This is a genomic window from Pseudomonas sp. BN414 (assembly GCF_029871275.1).
In the GTDB taxonomy this organism is placed as follows: domain Bacteria; phylum Pseudomonadota; class Gammaproteobacteria; order Pseudomonadales; family Pseudomonadaceae; genus Metapseudomonas; species Metapseudomonas resinovorans_C.
On sequence record NZ_SSOL01000019.1, the window covers coordinates 65750 to 80905 of the forward strand.

Below are 15156 nucleotides of genomic sequence, written 5' to 3' on the forward strand. Positions count from 1 at the left end.
AAACGGCGCTATGCAAGCAGTAGCTCTTAAACAGCTGTCACCAGTTCAGGGACAGACCACCATGCAGCTGGAACCCATTCAGTGATCGCCACGCTTAAAGACCTCGGCCTCGCCTGGCGCAAGGCCAAAGTAGACCTCTATTACTCGACCTATCCGCAACTCCTTGCCATGGCGGAGTACGAGCACGACTTGGCTGAAAACCTTGAGCGCTTGCAACAAAAGCTCAATGACAAGGATGAACGCTGGGTTAAGAAGGCCGATTTTCTCGGTGACTGGACACTAGCCCCTAAGGCCATAAAACCGGTTCCAACCGAGGGGCCCAAGGAGAATTCAGGTCTGATCTTTGCCGCCCCTGATGATGAATGGGTGGACATGACACAAGGCGACGGCGAACCAACCGCTGAGTTCCGCCTCATGTCACGTTGCAGCATGGATTTTCATGTGTTATCGGCGCTGTGGATGATGGAAGTCGGCGACCTCTTCGACAAGACCTTGGGCAGTAACGTCTACGGCAGCCGCCTACGCCGTAATCGCTTCGATCAGATCAACACACTAGCGCTGGGCTCATTCAAGCCCTACCTCAAACCATTCCGTGACTGGCGCGATGGCGGTATCAAGGCAATGCGTGCGGCCCTGGCCGACAGCAAGAAAGTGCTAGCCCTGACGGCCGACGTGAGCAGCTTCTACCACGAACTCAATCCCGGTTTCATGCTTGATGAGCGCTTTCTCAGCCTGGCCAGAATCAAAATGAATAGGCGCCAGGCTAAGCTGCACCGCCTGTTCATCGGCGCCTTGCAAGCCTGGTCGAAGAAAACGCCCTTACGCAAAGGCCTGCCGGTCGGCCTGCCCGCATCTGCAGTGGTAGCCAACTCGGCGCTACTCAAGCTCGACCAGTTCATCGAGCAGCAGGTGGTGCCGCTATATTACGGCCGCTATGTGGACGACATCCTGCTAGTGATGGAAAACACCAGCAACGTCAGAACCACTGAGCAATTCTGGAGCTGGGTATTTAATCGTGATGGCGGCAAGGATCTGCTCAAAAGCAGCAAAGGCAGCATTCTGTTCAAGCCGGACTATCTCAAAGGCAGCCGCATCGCCTTCGAGAACAGCAAGAACAAGCTGTTCGTCCTCTCCGGCAACCCGGGCACGGCACTGGTGAATGCCATTTCCGAGCAGATCAACCAGCGAGCCAGTGAATGGCGTTCCCTTCCGGACCTGCCGGACACCCCCGCTACCGTTGCCACCGACCTACTTAAAGCCACCAACAACGCCGGTGAACAGGCCGACAACCTACGCAAGACCGATGCCCTTACCCTGCATCGTGCCGGTTTCGCCCTCAACCTGCGCGATTACGAAGCCTACGAGCGCGACCTGCCACCTCAAGCTTGGAAGGCGCACCGACATGCTTTCTTCGATGCCGTAATCGATCACTTGCTGACACCAGTGAAATTCTTCGAACTGGCCCAATACCTGCCACGAATCGTTCGCATGGCTACCGCCTGTGAGGATTTCGAGCAACTCGGTCGTCTCATCAGAGCGCTGGACAAGCTGCTGCTGACTGTGGAAAAAGACTGCCAGATAGAGATCAAGGCACAGAAAAAACCAGTCTCTCCAGAAAAATGCATTACCCAATGGCAACAGACACTGGCCCAAACACTGTACGAAAACATCGTATCGGCGTTCCCCTCGAGCCTGAGCCAGAGTGGCGCAGTGGGCTGGCAGGCATTCATCGCACAGCTCGAAGCCAGCCTTAAATGCCTAGGCTGGGCATTGTTCGACATGCTGGACGATCTAAACACTCTCCAGGGAACCAAAGCCTTTCTGTTCAGCCACGATCTTGCGCATACCCCCTTGCGCTTTGCCGGCCTGCCCAGAGAAATGATCAGCCAGCGTGGCATTTTGCAGCTCAATAGCCTCAAACCTCTGAAGCCAACGCGGCTGCTGAGCAAAAGGGTGCTCAGGGGCATGGGTATTTTGTCCGATTGGCTCAATCTGGATCACGGCACACCTGCCGGGCTGATCTTCGCCACCCGTCCCTTCAGTCTCAATGAGCTGTATCTCATCGCCCGCAAACCCTTTGCGGTAGAAAAGCACTCCCAGCTTGGCAGAGTGATCTGGGCATTACGCGGCTTTGAGCTGACAGAGCACCAGATGCCCTATGGGGACCCAGACTCGAAGGTGCTACGTATTCCCGATGGCGGCCCCAAGGCCAAACAGACCGTGGCAGTAGCCAGTTGGGAAACACTCGACCAGAGCTTCATCGCCGCTGCGATGGGTAAACCCGACCCAGACAGCCGCCGCCGCTACCAACGCCTCAATCGCCTAATCAACGAACTGATCTCAAGGCCCGATGGCGCGGGCTACCTCATCCTCCCGGAGCTGGCCCTGCCGCCCCAGTGGTTCATGCGTATCGCCGACAAACTCAAGGGCCGCGGCATCTCATTAATCACTGGCGTGGAGTACCTCCACAGCGGCAAGCATGTGCACAACCAGATGTGGGCTTCTCTTACCCACGACGGCCTCGGCTTTCCCTCACTGATGCTCTACCGGCAGGACAAGCAACTTCCAGCCTTCCACGAGGAGCACGAGCTATTCCGACTTGCGGGGGTCAAGATGAAACCGGCAGTGAAGTGGAAATCGCCGCCACTCATCCAGCACGGCGACTTCCGCTTCGCCCTGCTCAACTGCAGCGAACTGACCAACATCCGCTACCGCGCCAAACTGCGTGGCAAAGTCGATGCCCTGTTCGTGCCGGAGTGGAACAGCGACACTGACACCTTCAACGCGCTGGTGGAGTCCGCCGCCCTAGACATTCATGCCTACATCATCCAGTGCAACAACCGTCAATACGGCGACAGCCGCATCCGCGCCCCTTACAAAGATCGTTGGAAACGCGACCTGCTGCGTGTGAAAGGCGGCAACCACGACTACTGCATCACCGGGGAAATAGACGTACTGGCTCTACGCCAATTCCAGTCCAGCCATCGTTCGCCGCCTAAAGACTTCAAACCTGTCCCGGACGGGTTCAGTCAGGATATGGAGCCACAACGCAAGGTGCTACCCAAGGGGGGGCAGGCATGAGCCAGAATCTTTACCAAGACATAATCGGCGCAGCCGCCTGACAGCTAACAACCTGGAGAAACACGGACGTGCCCTTTTCGTTGGGCCGCCCTGCACGACAGCATGGAAAAACTGACCATCAACGATCTCGGGCGCCGGTACCGAGTCGAAGTTTCCAGCTTACTGCTTGGGAACATCCTCAATCAGGTTTATCAAGGACACCCCCTGTCCGCTGCCTTTCTCAACGTGCTGGAGTCCAGAGGTCTTAGGTACCTGCACCAACACGCGACCGGCCAGCTGACCTTTGAGGGCTATATTGCTGCTCTGGACGCGGAAGAGGCAGAGAGGCAGGCGCGCATCCAAGCCGCGATCGCCGCCGAATTGGCACGCCAAGCGCAACTCGCAGAAGCCCGTCGCCAACGCGAAGCGGCGGCCGAAGCAGAGCGGCTTGCTAGGGAAAGCGACCCTGTTTACATCGCTATGAAGCGCCGCTCGGCCCTCTATCTGAAGTATGGGATTCCGTCCCTACCGGAACAGCCAGACCAACTGGTGACGGTCCTGGAGAAGCTCGATGTGGATGCTGCGCTAGATTCCGACGAGTACCTGTGGCTAACCACTAGCGGCAAGAGGTTCTTCACCTCGCAAGTTAGACGCGCCTACCATCACGGGCAGGCAGTCCGCTGCGCCGCAGAGTTTCGTGAGAAGCATGACCCTTGGAGTGCTATCAACGGCAGTGGCCACTACCGGAAATGTGGGATGGCGGAGAAAGCGCTTGAACTGCTCAATCAGGTCGATGCCGGCAGGATTCCCCAAGCAAAAACGAAATCCGCCCTGCTCACTACTCGCGGTGGAGTCATGCGGGATATGGGCCGGCAGAAGAACGCGGTTGACCTCGGTGAGCAGGCCCATAAGCTAACCCCTGGCGACTTCCGGCCGTGCACGTTGTTGGGTGCAGTCCACATGGAGCTTGGAAACTACAATGTTGCTCACGACTGGTATGACAAGGCCGTCAAGCGTGGGGCTACTGAGCAGAGCATCGACAGCGAACTGAAGCGGATTTACGCGCAAGCTGACAAGGAGAGGCGCGAAAGCATCAAGGACTTCTTGCTGGCTGAGGACCCGGTACGATTTAGCTGGCTCAACAAGCAACGACGCTAACAGCACAAGGGGATCACTGCCTAGTTCTCCCAGGTAGACTTGCAACTGGGGAATCAACTCATCAACTGCCACTAGCGCTTGACTGGCACCCGTACCGTTTTCCTGTTCGTACGCAATGAAATGCTGCCGCAGGATGGCAATCAGCAAAGACTGCTCCAGATTCAGCCTTTGCCTACGAACGAGAGGGTGCGACCAAACATCCTGCTCGGCCATCTCGCCCTGGCGAACGGTGACAAATACCAGTCCACGAATCTCGTCGTCCCCCATGGCTAGGTCGAACGGCTCCGAGATTCTGGCTATCTCCTCGGTACTGGAGAGCGCTGAGCGATACAGATTGGGCTTGTGCCTCTCTTCCAACAGCCCGTACTTGAGCATTTCCTGGACGGCCTCGCGTTCAGAGCACAACCTCAATGGTCTTTCAGTAGGTTAACTGGATGTGACGGGGAGCTTTCCAAGTTGCCCAGTGGGATTGCGAGGTCTCCTGCTCAAAAAGAGCAGCAGCAGTCGAGCTGCTCTGATGACCTTCTGCTCGCCAGCAACAGCGTCTAGATCTTCGTTTTCATTCTCTGAGCCTGACCGCTTTTTGATATGCTGCCGGTCTGCGCCGCGGGACTTAGTTGGCAACGGCTCGCTGCTGCCTCCCCCTGCAGACGCTCCATCCAACCGCCTTCTGGAGTTGCGATGAAACATCATGTGGTGATCGAGGACTGGGATGGCGATAGCGCTATCCGCCTGCCTGACGACGTTCTGCAGGAAATGGGGGTCGACGTTGGAGATACGCTCTACCTCATTGAGGAATACGTAGGCACCGCCCGCTGCCTGGTGCTCAGTAAGACCCCGCGTATTCCTGATCGCGTAGATGAGCTGGTTGGCCACTGGGAGTCTTTTGGCAAGGTTGCCGCCGATTTACGCGCCAAAGATGACTGAGCTGACAGCCTAAGCCACCTGCCGTACGAACCTCGGCGCTTGTTGGGCACAATGGTTTGCCTGCGAGGGCAGACCGCTTCGATTTTGAGTTCTTATGTGTAACGTGGTCCGCTCCTAGCGCCTCCTAGCGCCTCCTAGCGCCTCCTAGCGCCTCAATTATGAAGCTAGAAAATGTCTACGAGACCAGGGGCTATTCAGACATCAATTTACCCTCCGCCTAGAACTGCGCTTCAGCCAGATCACCTAGCAATGAAGATTGAGGCGGCTAGTGGTCAAAAACCGATTATGCAAATTTCGTTTTTTGTGCCATCCCCGCGTAACCTAATTCGCTGCTAAACGACTTAGCTTCCCCCGCTAGCTTTTTCTGAAAGCTAGATTTGACGGCACTTAGCGGCGTTTTAGATCAGGCTACACAACCTCAAATATTTGTACCGCATTGCCCTCCGAAGGAGGGGTCGTGGGTTCGAATCCCGCCGGATGCGCCAAATCAGAAAGCCCGCCTAGTGCGGGCTTTCTCGTTTCTGCTCGTCAGACGGGCGTGCTCTCAGTCGACTGATTCCCCACAGAGGTCAAGCACAAGCCAGTGCTCCACCTCCGCTTGGGAAAGACCCGCGCCAAGCAGGCTGAAAAGCTTGGCCAGGGCGGCTTCGCGGGTCATGCCGTCGCAGGAGACCAGACCGCTGCTGGCCAGTTGGCTGCCGGCGGCATAGACGCCGAACTCCACCGAGCCCTCCGGGCATTGGCTGATGGCGGCCAGGACCACGCCGCGCGCATGGGCGTCCTTGAGGACGCTGAGGAATTCGGCGTTGTCCGAAGGGCCAGTGCCGCTGCCATAGCATTCCAGCAGGAGCCCCTGGACGCCGCTATCCAGCACCGCGCGCAACTGCGTGGCGGCGAGGCCGGGAAACAGCGGCTGCACGGCGAGACTCACCGGCCGGCGCTGCACGCGGTAGTCCAGTTCGGCCGGGAATGTCGACGCGCGCTGCCCATTGCGCGAACGGTGGGCCTCGATGAAGGCGTCGAAGGCATTGCTCTTCTGCTTGCTGGCGCGGGCGCCATTGAGCAGCAGGCCGTTGAAGTAAAGGTGCACGCCGGGGGCGACGCCCGCAGCCAGCAACGCCAACGCGCCGAACAGGTTCGGCCAGGCGTCGCCGCCTTCGACTCCGGCGGGCTGCATCGAGCCGGTGAGCACGACCGGCACCGGCAGGCCGAGAAGCAGAAAGGACAGCGCAGCAGCGCTGTAGGCCAGGGTGTCGGTGCCATGCAACACCAGCACCGCGTCGCAACCGTCCTGCTCCACGCCTTCGACGATGGCATCGCGCAGGGTCAGCCAGTTGGCCTGGGTCATGTTGGCGCTGTCCAGCAGCGGCAGCAGCTCCCGGAACACCCACGGCGGTGTCGGACGCTGCGGCTGCGCGGCCTGCTCGGCACGCAGCCGGGCCTCGAATCCCGAGGCCGGTGCCAGGCCGGCATCGGTCATCTGCATGCCGATGGTGCCACCGGTGTAGAGCACCAGGAGTTTGCGGGCGGGGGACATGGTTTCTCCGTTCTTGTTGGTACTGCAGTCCCCCGCATCCTAATCCCGCGCCTCCCGGCGGCCTATCTGATTCTGCCGTCCCGTTGCGCCGGATCGCCGTAGCCCTGGGTGATGCGATCGATCACCACGGCCAGCGCGACAATGGCCAGGCCCGCTTCGACACCCAGGCCCACGTTCAGGGTCTGGATGCCGGTCAGCACGTCCTCGCCTAATCCACGGGCGCCAATCATGGACGCGACCACCACCATGGACAGCGCCATCATCACCGTCTGGTTGAGGCCGGCCATGATGGTCGGCAGGGCGAGGGGCAACTGCACATGGCGCAGGCTCTGCCAGCGGTTGGCGCCCAGGCAGGCGGCAGCTTCGGTGACCGACACGTCGACCTGGCGGATACCCAGTTCGGTGAGACGGATCAGCGGCGGCAGCGCATAGACCAGGGTGGCGAAAATGGCCGGCACCTTGCCGAGCCCGAAGAGCATCAGCACCGGGATCAGGTAGACGAAGCTGGGCAGCGTCTGCATGACATCCAGCAGCGGCATCAGCAGGCGTCGCGCCAGTGGCTTGCGCGCGAGGAGGATGCCGATGGGCACGCCCACCAGAACGCTCAGGAGGGTGGCCACCAGCACCAGGGCGCAGGTCTGCAGCAGCTTGTCCCAGAGCCCGACCACGCCGATGAGAAAGAGCAGCCCCACCAGCACGGCCGCCCGACGCCAGCTGCGCGAGGCATGCCAGGCGAGGCCACCAACCAGGGCCAGAAGCAGCCACCAGGGACAGAGGCGCAGCAGGCCTTCGATGCCGGCGACCAGTTGCAACAGGTGGTCGGAAACCTCGCGAAACGCATCGCCGTAATGAAGGACGAGCCAGTCGACGAAGCGATTCACTGCGTCGGCAATGGAGTAGTGCAGGGCTTGCGGGAACATGGCGTCAGAGACTCCCGCTCACACGCGCCGCGACGTCGGCCGGCACCCATGTCTGCCAGATAGCCGGCTGCTCGCGAAGGAAGCGTTCGGCGACCTGCCGCGGTGGCTGTCGCTTCTCGCTCATGTCCGCCAGGGTGCTGTTGAGCAGCTCGATGGGCAGGTCGACTTTCTCGAAGAAGGCCACCAGATCGGGGTACTCGGCGCGGAAAGGCGCGGAGACGCCAATGGTCAGCCGCGCCGGCATGGAGCGCGTGCCACGCGGGTTGGGGTTTCGCGCATCGGCCAGGGTTTTCCACGCCTCGGCGTCGAATGGTGGCTCCTCCAGCTGTACCAGCTTGTAGCGGCCCAGCAGCGGGGTCGGCGACCAATAGTAGAAGAGCACCGGTTTGCCACGACGGATGGACGAGCTGATTTCAGCATCCAGCGCGGCGCCGGAGCCCGTGCGGAAATTCACGAAGCTGTCGGTCAGGCCATAGGCCTTGAGCTTCTGGCTGTTGACGATTTCCGAAGTCCAGCCGGTGGGGCTGTTGAGGAAGCGACCCTTCTCCGGACTTTCCGGGTCACTGAAGACCGCCTTGTAGCGCGGCAAGTCCGCCACCGAACGCAGGTCCGGTGCCAAGGCCGGAATGCCACGCTCCGGGTCACCCTTGATCACGTATTCGGGCACCCACCAGCCTTCGGTGGCGTGCTTGACGGTATCGCCGAGGGCGAACACCTTGCCCTCGCCTTCGGCCTTGATCCAGGCCGGGCTACGTCCGGCCCATTCCTCGCCTATGACTTGCACGTCATCCCGGGCCAGCGCCACTTCCAGGCTGACGGTGCTACCGGGCAGGGTCTCGGTGCGATAGCCATAGCCTTTTTCCACGAGCAGGCGAAGCAGCTCGGTGATCAGGCTGCCGCTCTCCCAGGTGAGGTCGGCGAAATGGATGGGTTGGCGCTGCTCGGCCGCCGGCAGGGGCTGCGCGAGCAGCCCCAGGACCAGCAGCGAGCCGCCCAGCGGGTTCTTGATGATGGTCATGGGCACCTCATAGCGTCCTTGGATGGGTGGCCGGTCAGAAGTCGTAGCTGAGCCGGGTGTAGTAGAAGGCCCCTTCCGGAGCCGCCGGGGCCAGGTAGCTGTATTGCTGTGCCGGGGTCTGCCGCAGGCGCGGGTTGAAGTCGTCGGGATGGCTGTCGAAGAGGTTGTTGGCGCCCACCGACAGGCGCAGTTGCTGCGTGAAGGCGTAGTTCACGTCCAGGTCGGTTACCCACTGGGCAGAGAAGGTCTGGTCGAACTGGGCATTGCTGGCAGAGGCGGCGTACTTGCGGTACTCGCCGTAGCGGGTCTGGTAGAGGCTGACCGTCCACGGGCCCAGGCGGTGCACCGCGCCCAGCACGAGCTTGTCTTCCGGGTAGCCGTGCTCCAGGTAGCCACGGGATTCGCGGGTCACGGTCTCGAAGCCGTGGGGGTTGGCGTGGACCTTCTCGATGCGGGTGCGGGTCCGCGTGTAGCCGGCGGAAAGGTCGAGGTCGCCGTAGGCATCCAGGTCGATGTCGTACTTGCCGACGATGTCGACGCCGCGAGTGCGGGTATCGGCGGCGTTGGTCATGAACTGCGCCCAGGCGTACTGGCCAAAGCCCGCAGCGGTGAGGGTCGCCTCGGCCTCCGGGCCGGAGATGCCGCCACTGAAGAGGATGCGATCGCGAATGTCGATCTGGTACGCATCGATGGTCAACGAAGCCCGGTCGGTAGGGCGGAACACCAAGCCTACGGAATAGTTGGTGGACTTCTCCGGCTTGAGGTCCTGGGCGCCGAGCGCCTGTGCCGCTGGGTGGCTGACCGGCAGCATGCGGGTGAGCACGGGGTTGCCGTTGGCGTCGACGTTGGTGGTGGTGGTCCAGGAGGTGCCGATCTGCCCCAGGGTGGGCGCACGGTAGGCATTATTCAGGGTGCCGCGAATGCCGATCTCCGGGGTCAGCTCGTAGCGCGCCGAGAGCTTGCCGGTGCTGGTGGTGCCGAAATCGTCATAGTGCTCGGTTCGTCCGGCCAGGCCGAACTGGAATTTCTCGGTGAGCTGGGTCTCCAGGCCCAGGTAGATGCCGCCGACCTTGCGTTTGTAGGTGCCAGCATCATCCGGCTGCAGGCCGGAAGCCTGCACGGCACCCACTTGCACGCCGTCGATACCGCCGAAGGAGTAGGAAGCGAAGTCGCCGTCCTCCAGCCGGTATTCCTCTTCGCGCCAGGCGGCACCGGCGGAGAAGGTCAGCGGGCTGGCGGCCCAATCGACATCGAGGTCACGAACGTAGTCCAGGGCCAGGTTGGTCTGTTCGTTGATCAGGGTGGCGACTTCGAATCGCGTCGGGCTGGCGGCGCCGTAACTCGGGTTGACGGTGTTGAAGGCCTTCTCGTCGTGCTTGTCGCGCCCATAAGTGGCGCTGAGATCGAAGCGGCCGATGCCGGCGTCCTCGAAACGAGAGCCCAGGGTCAACGCACCGTCTTCATAGCGATAGCGATACTTGGGAATGGTGCCGTCGGGGTAAATCGCCGGCACGTTGTTCGGGTTGCCGGCCAGCAGCGGCGGGGTGTTGTTGAAGGACTCGTCCTGGCCGTAGGTGGCGAAACTGTAGAGCCGCCAGCGATCATCCAGGCCGATTTCAGCGTTGGCCGCGAGGTTGTACTTCTCGCGGCTGGCGCCACCCCAGCGCGGGTCCTGCACCTTGCCTTCGGCGATGAACTTGTCACCGATATCGGTGGGCTTGTTGTTCAGGCCATTGGCGCTGAGGGTCAGGAAACCATCACCGGGCAAGGCCAGGCCTTGCCACACGTCCGCGGACTTGCTGAAGCCATCGCCCTGGCCGTACTGGCCGATGCGCGCGTTGGCCTGGCCACCGTTGTCGCGTTCCTTGAGGACGATGTTGATCACCCCGGCCACCGCGTCCGAGCCGTACTGGGCGGAGGCACCGTCGCGCAGCACTTCGATATGGTCGACGGCGCTGATGGGGATCATGTCCAGGTCCACCGGCTGGGCGCCGATGAAAGGGACGCCGCCGGAGATGTTGACCACCGCCGAAGCATGCCGGCGCTTGCCGTTCACCAGCACGAGGGTCTGGTCCGGCGACAGGCCGCGCAGGGAAGCACCCTTGGGGTCCTGGCCACGGGTGGCGCTCTGGTTCTGCGGGAAGTTGAACGAGGGCAGCAACTGGAACAGCGCCTGGTTGAGGCTGGTGGCGCCGATGCGGACCAGTTCCTTGCTGTCGATGACATCCACCGGCGCAGCGCTGGTCAGAGCTGTGGTGTCGTGACGACGGGTGCCGACGGAAATCACTCGCTCCAGCACGGGCTCTTCCGGCACGGCAGCCGGCGGGGTGACCTCGCTGGACGCTGGTGGAGCGGGACGTACGCCCACGTCCTTGACGATGAAGGCGCCGGCCGGGCTGACCTGTAGCTCGAGCCCGGTACCACGCAGGGCGGCATTCACCGCCTGGGCGGCCGAGAGATCGCCTTCCACGGCGGCGGCGGAGAAGCGGCCCACGCCAGGCGTGAAGGAGATGACCTGGCCGCTCTGGCGACTGATGCTGAGCAGCACTTCATCCAGCGGACCGGGGGCGATGTGGTAGCTGTGCCGGGCTTCTTCGGCCGCGTATGCGCACGTGAGGATGAAACTGGCCAGAGGACCGAGGGCAAAGGCCGCAAGGCGGCGGTGCGAAGCAGCGATAGGACGCAAGATGACTCCCCCAAGGAATCCGTTGTGGCGCTGCTCCCTGCAGCGCCTTCGCATGGGGTGTGCATCGGCGCTGCGGAATCTTGCAGATCGTTTGGTTATGGCCTTAGAACCGATCAGGTCGGGAGCAGGCTTATCCACAGGTCGGTGCGGCGGACGATGCGCAACGGCAGGGTGCGACTGAGGGCGTCGAGCACCTGATCGCTGGCGTCCAGGCGGAACAGGCCGCTGACGCGCATACCTTCGAGGCTCGGGTGCACCCGCAGAATGCCCGCCCGGTAGGGGCGCAGCGCTGCGATCACGTCTCGCAACGGGCTGTCGCGAACTTCCAGCAGGCCATCGATCCAGGCGGTTTCACCAAGCCTCGCCTGCAACGCCGGACCGAAGCGATGGGGGCCGAAATCCACAGCCTGGCCGGCCGGTAGTCGCAGGCGGACGCCGCTTCGATTAACCAGCTCCAGCGGGCCGCCGAGGGCGAGGACGCGGCTTCGGCCATCCCGCTCGGCGACCATCATCCCGGCACCGGCGGAGGACACCTGGCCCATGCCGGTGCGCACGACGAAGGGCCTGCGATCGGAGCGGGCCACTTGTGCAAGGAGTTCGCCACCGCGCAAACGTACGAGCCGTCTGCTGATATCGAAATCCAGGTCCACCGCGCTGCGGGCATTGAGCACCAGTCTGCTGCCGTATTCCGCATGCAGGCTACGGCGCTGGCCGGTGCCGGTGCGCAGGTCGGCGGTCAGTTCATCCAACGGCGTGAGGCGATTCCCCAGCACGCCGGCCCCGATCACCACACCACTGGCCACCAGGGCGCGCTGCATCAGCTGACGCCGGCTGGAGGGGGCCTCGAGTACTCGTTGCAGCAACTCGCTACCCGCGTCCTGCACCACGGGGCGCCGGAAGACGCCCAGGGCTTGCTCGAGATGCGTACAGAGGCGTTCGTGGCGCGGGTCCAGCGCTCGCCAGGCACTGAACGCGTGGAAGTCTGCATCGCTGGCGGCTCCCGAGCGTAGCAGCACTATCCAGCGCGAAGCCTGCTCGATCAGGGCGTCCTGGTCATTGCTCATGTCGGTACTCCAGGCTGACGCGCAGGCAGCGAGTGATCGCCTTGCTCATGTAGTCGCTCACCGAGCGCAGTGATATGCCCAGTTCGGCAGAGATTTCGGGGTAGGTCAGGCCGTTGACCTGCGACAGCAGGAAGGTGGCTTTGACCTTGGCGGGGAGGCCGTCCAGCAGGCGATCGATTTCCTCCAGCGCCTGGAGCATCTGGGCCAGCGTTTCGGGTGAAGGCGCCTCGTGTTCGGGCTCGTTGAGCAGGGCATCGAGGTAAGCGCGCTCAAGGTCACGGCGACGCCAGACCTGGTAGACCAGCCGCTGGGCGATGGTGGTCAACAACGCGCGAGGCTGGCGGATGGGCTCGATGCGCGGCGCGCTGAGCAACTGGACGAAGGTGTCGGCAGCGATGTCTTCGGCGCTGGCGGCGGAATCCAGATAACGGCGCAAGCGTCCACAGAGCCAGTTGTAATGACTGCTGAATAGCGTGCCCACGTAAAGGCTGTGGGAGTTCTCGGCACCGGACATGGCCACTCCATAAATCGGTCAATGCAGGGAGGGGTCCGGTGTTCCGGTGGGAGAATCCTAGCAAGGCGGTCTTATTCGACAAAAATATTTAAATTCTATTTTTATAGATCAATAAGGAATTAACGAAGTTCGGCATAGCCATGGGCGATGGCCTGTTGCTGGTAGTCGAGGAGGATCCGATAGTCGTCCTCCTTCGCGGGCAGGACTTCCCGGATGGACAGGATTTCGGCCACTTGGGGAAGTTCGTTCAGCGCTTGGTTCATGGCCTCGCGCAATCGTTCAGCCTCGTCGTTACCGAGGTTGACGCTGCCGATGTAAGGGAGGCTCGGGCTGGGGGCGCTGCGCTCGATCAGTCGCAAGTTGGCTACTTCGGTCGGTGCGTAACGAGCCAGGTGGGCGTAGGTGACGCTGTCTACCGCCGCCAGGTCAGCCTGGTTCTCCCGCAACAGGCGCAGGCTTTCACGGTGGCTGCCGCTGTGGATAACGTTGGAGAAGAAGGTGCCGCGTTGCTGTAACGGTGCGAGGCGATGGCGGAAGAGGTTCATGCCGGTATTGGAGCCGGCGTCGTTGATCGCACCACGACTGCCGAGGAAGGCTTCGAGGGTGGTTCGGGCGTCCTCTGCGCGTGCGAGGATCAAGCTGCAATGCCAACCGTCTGCGCTGTCGGGGAGTACGTAATCGGGGCGGCCCAGCACGCGGACTTGCCCGCGCAGTTGAGTCATCAGCGGATATCCACAGGTCTGGGTCAGCAGCAGGCGGGGCGAGGTCCAGAGTTCTGGCAGGCTGAGGCCATCGGCAGTCAGACGCTCCTCGCCAAGCAATTCGAGTATCCGCTGTAGCCAGGCGGTATTGGCGTTCTCCACGCATTGCGGAGCGACATACATCAGCAGTTCTGCATGGCGCATGGGGGTTCCTCAATCAGCGCTGGGGTGGCGGGGGCTATCGATAGGGCGTAGTCCGTGGCGGCGGAAAAACTCGCCGTAGCCGCGCACGTGAAAACCACCGCTGCGTGCCACCCACCGTTCACGGCGGGCGCGGAATACCCGAGGCAGGTAGTACCAGGGCAGGCCAGGCAGGTCGTGGTGAACCAGGTGCAGGTTGATGTGGAGAAAGAGCCAACTCCAGGGCCAGGCAGACTCATTGATTACCGTCCGTTGTTCCGGGTGCTCCGCAGGTCGATGCTCGTAGAAGGAACGGACCATGGCCAGGGACAGCGCGGGAACGCTGACCAGCAGCAGGTAGTGCCAGATAGGCAGCAGGCTGTAGCGAGCGATGAAGATGAGCATTAGCAGGGTAGCTGCCCCGTGGACGCTCCACATGGTCCAGGCCTTGATGTCCCCCTTGAGCAGACGAGCAGCCTCTTCCCTGGCCAGCGATGCCAGGGCGAGAGGGGGACCGAGGAGCAGTCTCCCGAGCAATGTCTTATCGAGCCAGCGCAGTGTGCGGGAGAGCCTGGGGCTGGTGCTCCATTGGTGCTGACCGAGGTAGCGGCTTTCGGGATCGAGGCCCGGCATGGTCAGGTCTTCATCGCGGTGGTGACGCAGATGGGTATCGCGATAGAGGGTATAGGGATACCAGACCGCAAACGGCGCATAGCCGAGCATCTTGTTGATGAAGGTCCAGCGGGTCGGGTGGCCATGCAGCAGCTCGTGTTGCAGGGATAGCCAGAGCACTACCAGGGGAATCAACAGCACGGTCGTCAGCCCTAGGCCGAGGTGCGGGCTGGCTAGGTGCAAGGCAAACCAGCCGGAGTAAACGCCGATCAGCAGCAGCCAGGTCGGCCAATCTGTCTTCGCTGTCAGACTGCGCTGCAAGCACTCGACCTGCCGGCGTTGGGCATCATCGAGATAGCGGGGCATGGCTAGCCTCGGCTATCGGCTGGGGATAAACGTGAATCATGGAGTCTCCTGCGGGGGCTCAGAGGGAATGGCCGGCGGCCTGTATTCCCGTCTGTGCAACGACGCAGGAAAAACATGCAGATCGATTGGTTATTGGGTGCTAACTGGAGGCGCTATCAGCGATGTCGCCGCATTCTGCCGCCATGGGAGGGCTGTAACGGTCTGGGCGATCAGGCTGGCGCGATGGCTTTTCTCGCGCCCAAAGACAAACCCCCGACCTGCTTTCGCGGGTCGGGGGTTTGGGATAGAAGCTTGACGATGACCTACTCTCACATGGAGAAGCTCCACACTACCATCGGCGATGCGTCGTTTCACTGCTGAGTTCGGGATGGGATCAGGTGGTTCCAACGCTCTATGGTCGTCAAGCAATTCGG

The 15156-nt window shown here is 61.8% G+C and carries 11 protein-coding genes, 1 rRNA gene and 1 pseudogene; 3 read left to right on the forward strand and 10 right to left on the reverse strand.

Features of this window, described 5'->3' with window-relative positions; all coding sequences use genetic code 11:
- Window positions 1-81: 81 nt before the first annotated feature.
- Complete coding sequence (locus tag E8E95_RS01330; RefSeq protein WP_280347571.1) at window positions 82-3081, forward strand: RNA-directed DNA polymerase; 3000 nt, start codon at window positions 82-84, stop codon at window positions 3079-3081.
- A gap of 102 nt (window positions 3082-3183) precedes the next feature.
- A complete protein-coding gene (locus E8E95_RS01335; protein ID WP_280347583.1) occupies window positions 3184-4218 on the forward strand; it encodes a hypothetical protein in 1035 nt (344 codons plus the stop codon).
- 12 nt (window positions 4219-4230) lie between these two features.
- Here E8E95_RS01335 and E8E95_RS01340 read toward each other — a convergent pair.
- A pseudogene (locus tag E8E95_RS01340) lies at window positions 4231-4629 on the reverse strand (DUF4194 domain-containing protein); the annotation flags it as partial.
- Window positions 4630-4899: 270 nt separating this feature from the next.
- On the opposite strand from E8E95_RS01340, the gene E8E95_RS01345 reads away from it, so the two are divergent.
- Window positions 4900-5145 (forward strand): AbrB/MazE/SpoVT family DNA-binding domain-containing protein, encoded by a 246-nt coding sequence (locus tag E8E95_RS01345; RefSeq protein WP_280347572.1) that lies wholly within the window; start codon window positions 4900-4902, stop codon window positions 5143-5145.
- 544 nt (window positions 5146-5689) lie between these two features.
- Here the strand turns inward: E8E95_RS01345 and E8E95_RS01350 are convergent.
- The 9 genes from E8E95_RS01350 to rrf all read right to left on the reverse strand — a co-directional run bounded on the left by E8E95_RS01350 (window position 5690) and on the right by rrf (window position 15148).
- Entirely contained in the window at window positions 5690-6682 is a 993-nt protein-coding gene (locus E8E95_RS01350; RefSeq protein WP_280347573.1) for an asparaginase, read from the reverse strand.
- Between the two features lie 62 nt (window positions 6683-6744).
- Window positions 6745-7602, reverse strand: a complete 858-nt coding sequence (locus E8E95_RS01355; protein ID WP_280347574.1) for a proline/glycine betaine ABC transporter permease — start codon at window positions 7600-7602, stop codon at window positions 6745-6747.
- A 4-nt stretch (window positions 7603-7606) separates the two neighbouring features.
- On the reverse strand, window positions 7607-8620 hold the full coding sequence (locus tag E8E95_RS01360) for an ABC transporter substrate-binding protein (RefSeq protein WP_280347575.1): 1014 nt from the start codon (window positions 8618-8620) through the stop codon (window positions 7607-7609).
- Between the two features lie 34 nt (window positions 8621-8654).
- Window positions 8655-11306 (reverse strand): TonB-dependent receptor, encoded by a 2652-nt coding sequence (locus E8E95_RS01365; RefSeq protein ID WP_280347577.1) that lies wholly within the window; start codon window positions 11304-11306, stop codon window positions 8655-8657.
- Between the two features lie 113 nt (window positions 11307-11419).
- Complete coding sequence (locus tag E8E95_RS01370) at window positions 11420-12370, reverse strand: FecR domain-containing protein (protein ID WP_280347579.1); 951 nt, start codon at window positions 12368-12370, stop codon at window positions 11420-11422.
- On the reverse strand, window positions 12360-12884 hold the full coding sequence (locus E8E95_RS01375; protein WP_280347580.1) for a sigma-70 family RNA polymerase sigma factor: 525 nt from the start codon (window positions 12882-12884) through the stop codon (window positions 12360-12362). Before E8E95_RS01375 ends, E8E95_RS01370 begins: the two co-directional genes overlap by 11 nt.
- 119 nt (window positions 12885-13003) lie before the next feature.
- Window positions 13004-13789 carry a PhnD/SsuA/transferrin family substrate-binding protein gene (locus tag E8E95_RS01380; RefSeq protein WP_280347581.1) on the reverse strand — a complete coding sequence of 262 codons (786 nt, stop codon included), beginning with the start codon at window positions 13787-13789 and terminating at the stop codon, window positions 13004-13006.
- Window positions 13790-13798: 9 nt separating this feature from the next.
- Window positions 13799-14743 (reverse strand): fatty acid desaturase, encoded by a 945-nt coding sequence (locus E8E95_RS01385; RefSeq protein WP_280347582.1) that lies wholly within the window; start codon window positions 14741-14743, stop codon window positions 13799-13801.
- Window positions 14744-15032: 289 nt separating this feature from the next.
- Window positions 15033-15148, reverse strand: a 5S ribosomal RNA gene (gene rrf, locus E8E95_RS01390).
- Window positions 15149-15156 lie beyond the last annotated feature (8 nt).

Bases quoted from the DNA above. Each gene is read 5' to 3' on its own strand.
- E8E95_RS01335 (WP_280347583.1), top strand. From the start codon at position 3,184: ATGGAAAAACTGACCATCAACGATCTCGGGCGCCGGTACCGAGTCGAA.
- E8E95_RS01345 (WP_280347572.1), top strand. From the start codon at position 4,900: ATGAAACATCATGTGGTGATCGAGGACTGGGATGGCGATAGCGCTATC.
- E8E95_RS01350 (WP_280347573.1), bottom strand. From the start codon at position 6,682: ATGTCCCCCGCCCGCAAACTCCTGGTGCTCTACACCGGTGGCACCATC.
- E8E95_RS01355 (WP_280347574.1), bottom strand. From the start codon at position 7,602: ATGTTCCCGCAAGCCCTGCACTACTCCATTGCCGACGCAGTGAATCGC.
- E8E95_RS01360 (WP_280347575.1), bottom strand. From the start codon at position 8,620: ATGACCATCATCAAGAACCCGCTGGGCGGCTCGCTGCTGGTCCTGGGG.
- E8E95_RS01370 (WP_280347579.1), bottom strand. From the start codon at position 12,370: ATGAGCAATGACCAGGACGCCCTGATCGAGCAGGCTTCGCGCTGGATA.
- E8E95_RS01375 (WP_280347580.1), bottom strand. From the start codon at position 12,884: ATGTCCGGTGCCGAGAACTCCCACAGCCTTTACGTGGGCACGCTATTC.
- E8E95_RS01380 (WP_280347581.1), bottom strand. From the start codon at position 13,789: ATGCGCCATGCAGAACTGCTGATGTATGTCGCTCCGCAATGCGTGGAG.
- E8E95_RS01385 (WP_280347582.1), bottom strand. From the start codon at position 14,743: ATGCCCCGCTATCTCGATGATGCCCAACGCCGGCAGGTCGAGTGCTTG.